General features: G+C 34.6%; 10 protein-coding genes. 5 read left to right on the top strand and 5 right to left on the bottom strand.

Annotation, left to right across the window (positions count from 1 at the left end; genetic code table 11):
- On the top strand, positions 1–206 hold a 206-nt coding region (locus HP569_RS05445; RefSeq protein ID WP_182200144.1), incomplete at its 5' end, for an IS3 family transposase.
- A gap of 221 nt (positions 207–427) precedes the next feature.
- Positions 428–1,324, top strand: coding sequence for an FMN-binding protein (locus tag HP569_RS05440; protein ID WP_182200143.1), 897 nt, complete (start codon positions 428–430; stop codon positions 1,322–1,324).
- Between the two features lie 50 nt (positions 1,325–1,374).
- On the opposite strand, the gene HP569_RS05435 is transcribed toward HP569_RS05440, so the two are convergent.
- The 3 genes from HP569_RS05435 to HP569_RS05425 form a co-directional block, all read right to left on the bottom strand.
- Positions 1,375–1,737, bottom strand: coding sequence for a YtxH domain-containing protein (locus tag HP569_RS05435; RefSeq protein WP_182200142.1), 363 nt, complete (start codon positions 1,735–1,737; stop codon positions 1,375–1,377).
- 180 nt (positions 1,738–1,917) lie between these two features.
- Entirely contained in the window at positions 1,918–2,436 is a 519-nt protein-coding gene (locus HP569_RS05430) for a tryptophan transporter (RefSeq protein WP_182200141.1), read from the bottom strand.
- 153 nt (positions 2,437–2,589) lie between these two features.
- Complete coding sequence (locus HP569_RS05425; RefSeq protein ID WP_182200140.1) at positions 2,590–3,021, bottom strand: HIT family protein; 432 nt, start codon at positions 3,019–3,021, stop codon at positions 2,590–2,592.
- 457 nt (positions 3,022–3,478) lie between these two features.
- Here HP569_RS05425 and HP569_RS05420 point away from each other — a divergent pair, with 457 nt between their 5' ends.
- A complete protein-coding gene (locus tag HP569_RS05420) occupies positions 3,479–4,225 on the top strand; it encodes an ABC transporter ATP-binding protein (protein ID WP_182200139.1) in 747 nt (248 codons plus the stop codon).
- A 16-nt stretch (positions 4,226–4,241) separates the two neighbouring features.
- Positions 4,242–5,426 carry an ABC transporter permease gene (locus HP569_RS05415; protein WP_246366929.1) on the top strand — a complete coding sequence of 395 codons (1,185 nt, stop codon included), beginning with the start codon at positions 4,242–4,244 and terminating at the stop codon, positions 5,424–5,426.
- Positions 5,427–5,477: 51 nt separating this feature from the next.
- On the opposite strand, the gene HP569_RS05410 is transcribed toward HP569_RS05415, so the two are convergent.
- Together HP569_RS05410 and HP569_RS05405 are read right to left on the bottom strand one after the other, a co-directional pair.
- The gene (locus HP569_RS05410) at positions 5,478–6,641 is read right to left on the bottom strand and encodes a M20 family metallopeptidase (protein WP_182200137.1); all 1,164 of its coding nucleotides are present in this window, start codon (positions 6,639–6,641) and stop codon (positions 5,478–5,480) included.
- Positions 6,642–6,739: 98 nt separating this feature from the next.
- Positions 6,740–7,204, bottom strand: coding sequence for a ferritin-like domain-containing protein (locus tag HP569_RS05405; RefSeq protein WP_246366928.1), 465 nt, complete (start codon positions 7,202–7,204; stop codon positions 6,740–6,742).
- A 144-nt stretch (positions 7,205–7,348) separates the two neighbouring features.
- Between HP569_RS05405 and HP569_RS05400 the strand changes: the two genes are divergently transcribed.
- The gene (locus HP569_RS05400) at positions 7,349–7,981 is read left to right on the top strand and encodes a phosphatase PAP2 family protein (RefSeq protein ID WP_182200136.1); all 633 of its coding nucleotides are present in this window, start codon (positions 7,349–7,351) and stop codon (positions 7,979–7,981) included.
- Positions 7,982–8,039: the final 58 nt, after the last annotated feature.

The following is an 8,039-nucleotide window of genomic DNA, read 5'->3' as shown; positions in this document are numbered from 1 at the left end:
AAGGAAACTGTTACGATAATTCGGTGATAGAGAATTTCTTTGGAATTATGAAATCAGAATTTCTTTATTATAAGGAATTCGAAAGTGTAGAGCACTTTAAACAAGAACTTGAAAAATATATAGAATACTATAATATGAAACGGATAAAGGCGAAATTTAAAATGAGTCCGGTACAATACCGAACTCATTTTGAACAAGCTGCCTAATGAAATAACCGTGTCTAACTTTAAGGGGTCACTTCATTGGAGCGGCTTTTTTTCTGGACATAATGAGGATATGCTAATTTCATAATAATAAAAATTATATTTTTTTATTTTTGACGAAAATGTGAAATGTTGAACTTTTATATAGACTTTCCAGTATAAAAAGGACTATAATACTAATTGTGAAATGATGCACATTATAAGAAAAAAAGGGGAAGATAATGATGAAAAGAAAACATTGGATGTTAGTAGCGTTAACTGCACTTATTTCAATTTTACTATTGGCTGGATGTAATAGTGAAACAGAAGAAGCAGATGCGCCAGCAGATAATGGCTCTGAAGAAGGTACTGAAACAGAAGGTAAGTACGAAGATGGTGTTTACCACGCTGAAGAAGCTGATTTTAGTGAAGAGTCTGGCTGGAAATACACTGTAGATTTAACTGTAGAAAATGGTGAAATTGTTTCAGCTGATTGGAATGGTGTTCATAAAGATGGTGGAGATGACAAAGACACCGTATCTGCTAATGGTGAATATGGAATGGTAGAAAAAGGTGGCGCGCAAGCAGAATGGCATGAGCAAGCTGAAAAAGTTGAAGCATACTTATTAGAAACACAAGATCCAACAGATATTGAATATACAAATGATGAAGGTGCAACAGATGCAATTTCTGGTGTAAGTATTAAAGTAGCTACGTTCTTTACATTAGCTGAAGAGGCTTTAGCTAATGGTCCAGTAGAACAAGGGGCTTATAAAGATGGTACGTATCACGCTGAGGAAGCTGATTTCAGTGAAGAATCTGGTTGGAAGTACACAGTAGATTTAACTGTAGAAAATGGTGAAATTGTTTCAGCTGATTGGAATGGTGTTCATAAAGATGGTGGAGACGATAAAGATACAGTTTCTAAAAACGGTGAGTACGGCATGGTAGAAAAAGCAGGTGCACAAGCTGAATGGCACGAACAAGCTGAAAAGGTCGAAGCGCACTTATTAGAAACACAAGATCCAACAGATATTGAGTATACAAATGATGAAGGTGCAACAGACGCAATTTCTGGTGTAAGTATTAAAGTAGCTACATTCTTTACATTAGCTGAAGAAGCTCTAGCTGACGCAAAATAATACTGACTATACTATAAAAAATCCTTAGAGAAGATTCTCTAAGGATTTTCTTATGCTCTCGTGCTTGTTTGTTCCTCTAATTCTTTTAAACGCTCTTCAATTTGTTCTAAATAGTTTTGAATATTTTTTTGATGAGGCTCAATTGTATTCTTCCAAGTTTCAATGGAGCTTTTCACATCAACAGATAATTCTTTTATTAATGTCACACCTTCTTTAGATGTGTTTGCAATTTGTTCTGTTAACTGCTTTCCCTCTTCTTTGATTTTGTCGAAAGACTGTGCGATCTCTTCTCCACGGGACTTAACGTTATAACGCAGATCTTTACCAGACTGTGGTGTACTAAGTAAGGTAGCTGCAGCACTAACTACTCCCCCTGCTAAAAAACCTAGAAATAAAGCTTTTCCGTTTGCCATTACGAACACTCCTTTCCCTTATATTATACTATGTTCTCTTTTTTCATACTTACCAAACATTGTTTTTAAAAATATTTTATGTCAATTTCTTGGTGTTTAAATTAAATAATGAAATTGTTGCGGTGTTTCTTAAAGTGAACAAAAAGAGGCTGTATTGCAGCCCCCTTTTTTTTATTCGTGTTATGCCATTGAAACCTGCGAGCGTTTCATAATTGTTTGTAGAATTGGATATAAAATAATGGTGAATATAACGTTGAAAAGCATTGCTGGTAAAACAACACCAAGAAACATAGGTGCAAATGATCCAGGAAGTAGACCGACAACGTATAATGCCATTATTAAAAATATTGATCCGCTTACTGCAGTTCCTATTGCAACAAGAATTGGTGCTTTAATCTTTTCATCTAATGCTTTTGGGATAACGTAGAGTAAACCAAAAAAGATTAGTGCTGTAAGTGGTTTATCTACTAAATTAGAAATTTGACCACCTGGTGCAGTGGTAGTTAACGCTGAAATAATCCCAGTCGAAAAAGATAAAAGCAACACATATTCGAACTTAGGAAAAAGTAAAATTCCTACAAACATCATTGGTAGCATAATGTCAGGCTTCATGCCGAATAAAATAGGTGGTGCAATAATGTGGAGCACAGCCCCGATCCCAATAAATAAAGCTAATAAAACTAAAATCTTTGTCTTCATAACTAACTCTCCTCTACTAACTAACTATTTTTCTTCCATACGTGCACTCGTTGCCGTATGCGAAGTGGTTACATTATAACAGATAAATAGTGAAATGAATAGTTAAAAAACTAGGTTGATTATCGTGTGTGCTTACCATTACAAGCTATTTTATCAATCTATTTGTTGATAAATTTTATCAGAAATGGATTGTAGTAATTCTGGTGTGTATTCTTCTTCATGTGTTTCCCAGACAGGTCTAAATCCATCTTTCTTCCCATAACGAGGAATGAGGTGGATGTGCAAATGGAAAACGGATTGTCCAGCTGCCTCACCAGTATTACTTAGTATGTTGATTCCCTCTGGTTGAAAAGCTTTTTCAATCGCGTTAGCTATTTTCGGAATACGTGCAAACAACTTGCTTGCTATTTGTTCAGGTGTCTCATAAATATCTTTTACATGTGTTTTTGGAATGACTAATGTGTGTCCTTTAGTCACTTGGCTAATATCCAGAAAAGCAAACACATCATCATCTTCATATACTTTTGCTGAAGGGATATCCCCGTTTATAATTTTACAAAAAATGCAATCCTCATGTGTTACCATTAGATCACTCCTGTTTTGTTTTTCTTCATTTTAGCATGTGTATTTGAATTAGTAAAAACAAGTGAGTCAGTCTGAAACAACATAATCACAAAGATATGTTTAATCCAGACGACTCACTTGCTAAAGGAGAAGGATAGAATATATATTGTTTGCTGAACCAAGCAATTGATTCATTAACATTTTATGGCCAGACTAGTAAATACCGTTTGTCAACACCTCATGTCTTCAGTCGGTTTTTTCCTTCACATAAAAAGGTTAGTACAAGCATAAACTGTCTTTCACAAACACCTCATTTCGAAAGTTTACATACCATGCATTGTGGTTTGAAAGCTTATCCTAACTCCTTCAGTTATAGTGTGGCCGGTTTTTTGACGATTATGCAATGTTTTTTTGGCTTTATAAAAAAGAAAATGGTAAAATCTGAATAGAATTACTTTAATGAGCGGAGGAATAGATTGTGGATGCGTTATTACATATTGATCAATTAGAGGGTGGATATACCCATAAAAATGTATTGCATGGTATTTCATTTGATGTTTATCCAAATGAAATTGTTGGATTGATTGGTTTAAATGGGGCTGGGAAAAGTACAACGATTAAACATATAATTGGTTTAATGCATCCTAAAAAAGGTGAAATTAAAATTAATCAACAATCTTTTCAGGATTCACCTGAGGAATATCGTAAGCAATTTTCCTACATTCCTGAGATGCCTTTATTATATGATGAGTTAACACTGTATGAACATTTACGCTTAACCGCAATGGCATATCAAATTGATGAGGCAACATTTGAGTTAAGATTACCTCGATTATTGAAAGCATTCCGGTTAGAAAAACAACTTAAATGGTTTCCGATTCATTTTTCTAAAGGGATGAAGCAAAAAGTAATGATTATGTGCGCCTTTTTAGTAGAACCACCATTGTATATTGTGGACGAGCCATTCGTTGGGCTAGATCCACTTGGTATTCAATCCTATTTAGAATGGATGGAAGAACAAAAGGAACGTGGCGCAGGAGTACTAATGTCCACCCATATATTAGCTACTGCTGAACGTTATTGTGATCGATTTGTTATTTTACATGATGGTAAAATTAAAGCATATGGTACATTAAATGATTTGCGTCAGGAATTTGCTATGCCTACTGCAACGCTGGATGATATTTATATTCAATTAACAAAGGAAGCCGATTCCCATGTTTAATGCCCACGAATTATTTATGAACCGTTTTAGAGGTTTTGTTAAAGAAACAAGTCGCTATTTACAATATGTTTTTAATGGACATACTGCTATAGCAATCCTCTTTTTGATCTCTGCGGGTGCATATTATTATCAACAACTACTGAGTGATTTGCCAGCTGATTTTCCTAGTGTTTGGATTATTGCTATTTTCTTTAGTTTAGTCGTTACCTATAGTCCAGTTCATACATTATTGAAAGAAGCAGATGTCATGTTTCTTTTACCTGCTGAACAAAAAATGCAGCGTTATTTTTTTAATGCTATCGTTTTTAGTTATTTGATGCAGTTATATTTAGTGATCCTTACCTTAGCCGTTTTTGCACCACTGTATCAAGCGACTTTTGGTACTTATAAAGGCTACTGGTTTTCAGCTGTTATATTATTGTTATTAAAGGCTTGGAACCTTATGGCTAATTGGTGGATGCTTAAAATACGTGATAAAAATAGTCGGATGGCTGACTTTATCTGTCGATTTGTTCTACAGTTTGCTTTATTTTACTTTTTTATTAATGGTTTAGCTATATTTGCTGGAATTACGACTGTATTGTTATTTGTTGTTTTTTTGTATGCATACTATTTGTCATCTCGTCAGAAGTCGATTGCTTGGGATGTATTAGTTGCAAAAGACCATACACGCATGAGAAGTTTTTATCGATTAGTTAGTATGTTTACTGACGTACCACATTTAAAGTCGGTAGTTAAAAAGAGGCATTGGCTTGTCAATTTGTTAATTAGCTCTCTTTCGTTTCATACAAAGAACACATACAAGTACTTATATCGAATTACATTAGTTAGAAGTGCAGACTATTTAGGAATATATGTCCGTTTGGTATTGATTGGTATGCTCGCTATTTTCTATATCCCACAACAAGGCATTGCTGTTGTAATTGGATTATTATTTATTTATTTAACTGCGATTCAATTAATGACACTTTGGCATCATCATCGCACAGTTTTATGGATAGATTTGTATCCAATTTCTCTCGCTTTTCGTCAACAAGCTGTGTTGAGCTTACTTCAACAGTTATTACTTGTTCAAACTGCATTATTTGTTGGTGTGTTTATTTTGCAACAAAATTTCAGTGGAGCAGTAATAATGGCAGCAGGTGGGATACTTTGGATTATCTTATTGATCCGTGGTTATATAAAAAAGAAGCTACTATAAATAGCTGCATAATAATAAATAAACAAACCGGAGCTCACAAGCTCTGGTTTGTTATTGATAACTTTTAATGATTTGAACAAAAGTTTTCGCTGTAAGCAGCATTGCTCGTTCGTCAATATCAAATGCTGGATGATGGTGTGGTTGGAAATTACCTTCTTGTTGTGCACCAACAAAGAAGAAAGCACCTGGTTTTTCAAGCAAATAATAAGAGAAATCTTCACCTGTCATTGATGGTTCTACAAATGTAGCTTTTTTTACACCATCTACTTTATTTGCAGCTTCAATGACGAGTTTAGCTTCTTTTGGATGGTTAATTACAGGTGGATAACCTTTTTCATAATCCAATGTGTAAGAAGCATCATATCCAACACAAGTACCTGAAATAATATCCTCCATTTCATGCATGATCTGTGTTTGAACAGCCGTGTCAAACGTTCGAACGGTACCAGTAATAGTCGCTGTATCTGCTATAATATTAAAAGTAGTTCCTGCATGGAATGTTCCGATTGATAAGACAGCCGTGCTTAATGGATTAATTCGTCGACTAATAATTTGTTGTAAATTACTAACGACTTGAGAGCCAATAACAACTGCATCTTTTGTTTGGTGAGGAATGGCTCCGTGACCGCCTTTTCCTTGAATTGTAATGGAAAATTTGTCTGCACCTGCCATAAATTCTTTTTCGGCAGTTTCTATTTCGCCATAAGGCGTATTGGTCCATAGATGTGCACCAAATACAAAATCTACATCCTTCAACACCCCGCTACTAATGATAGGTTTTGCACCACCAGGTGTTAATTCTTCTGCATGCTGGTGAATAAAAACAACTGTACCAGCTAATTCAGATTGTACTTGTTTTAATACTTTGGCTGTAGTAAGTAATGTTGCGGTGTGACCATCATGTCCACAAGCATGCATAACACCATCTACCTTTGACTTATAAGGGACGTCCTTTTCATCTTGAATGGGTAATGCATCGAAATCTGCTCGTAAAGCAATTGTTTTTCCGGGTTTATTTCCTTTTAAGGTGGCAATAACACCATTCCCACCGACATTTTGTTGATACGGAATATCCAGTTTTTTATATGTATTTGTTATATAGTGTGCAGTATTTTTTTCTTGGAATGATAATTCAGGGTGTTGATGCAGATACCTGCGAATTTCCACCATCTCATCAAACGATTGATCTAGCATGGAATTCAGTTCTTCCCACATGAGTGCTGTTTCCTCCTAATAACTATTTTCAAACAGTATAACATACATCTAAAAACACGTGACCAACTCCTGCCTAGAGTTAGTCACGTGTTGATTCTTTATTTAGAAAATGAAGCGTCTCGTAATAATCGCATTGCTTCTTCTTTATGTCCTGTTTCATCGTCAATCATATCATCTAGGTGATTCGCCAATTCAGTTAACCCTAGATTTTCTGCTTGTTCTTTTCGTTCTTGATAACGTTTAATAGTATCTTCTTCTGCTTTCAATGTATCTTCTAGCATATCTTTTGGATCCGTATATTGGCTTACTTTAGCTGGCGTTGTTGTTGGTGTGCCACCTAGGATTTTAATTTTGTTTGATAGATAGAGTGCGTGTCCCATTTCATCAGCAATTTCTTCTTCAAAAAAAGGTTTAAGAAGTGGACGATATAACCCTTCCAAGACAGATGCATTGTAAGTGTACATAATTGAAGCAGCATACTCATTTGCTAAATCTTCATTTAAACCATCAATTAATTTTTCTAGCTCATCATTATTTTTCATGTGTCTTACGTTATTTACCATCAACAAACATCCTTTCTTTTTTTGTGCTTATTAATACAATTCCCGAAAAAGATTGGTGTAAACATGTAATTTGAGAATCAGAGAATACATAATGTTGAAGTATAACCGATTTCATTTACAATGGAGAAAAGAAAGGTGATATGCATGTTTAAAAAGAAAAAAATAGAATTAACTATTCTTTTGGTGACAATAGCTTTAAGTATAGTAACAATAAAAGTTATTATGGGTGTAGAACCGTATATCGATCAATGGTCGAATAAATATGTACAAGTATGGAACGATACCATTTTGTTTCACATTTTTCGTTGGGTAACAGAGTTAGGTTCTGGTTCATTTATTACACCGTTTGTCCTTGTTTTTGTTGTCGTCTATTATTGGTTGTTTAGAAAAATGGCTGCTGGAATATGGATTGCGGTGGGGGCTTTGCTAGGATATCGTCTGAACCATTGGATTAAAATTCTTGTTCAACGTGAACGTCCTAGTATTTTTGAAGCAGCAGAAGGTGTCGGTTACAGCTTCCCGTCAGGTCATGCAATGGGTGCAATGATTACGTATGGATTGATTATATATTTTCTAAGTAAAGAAATGAAAAAAGGAAAACTACGATTAGGTATTCAAATCATTGGTGTTTCACTTATTTTGTTGATTGGGTTTAGTCGATATATTATTAACGTACATTATTTATCTGATGTACTAGCAGGCTTTGGATATGGCTATCTATTTTTAATATTGTGGATTTGTCTTTTTAATTATTTTTCGAAAAGATTTAGGAAATAACACTAATGATTGTGTATATCGTAACAGTTATCGCATCTCCGTCTTAGGTCTGAGATAA

The sequence above is a fragment of the Paraliobacillus salinarum genome, from assembly GCF_014083865.1.
In the GTDB taxonomy this organism is placed as follows: domain Bacteria; phylum Bacillota; class Bacilli; order Bacillales; family Amphibacillaceae; genus Paraliobacillus; species Paraliobacillus salinarum.
Note: the sequence above shows the minus strand (reverse complement) of the source record. Positions and strands in the feature narration are given on the sequence as shown.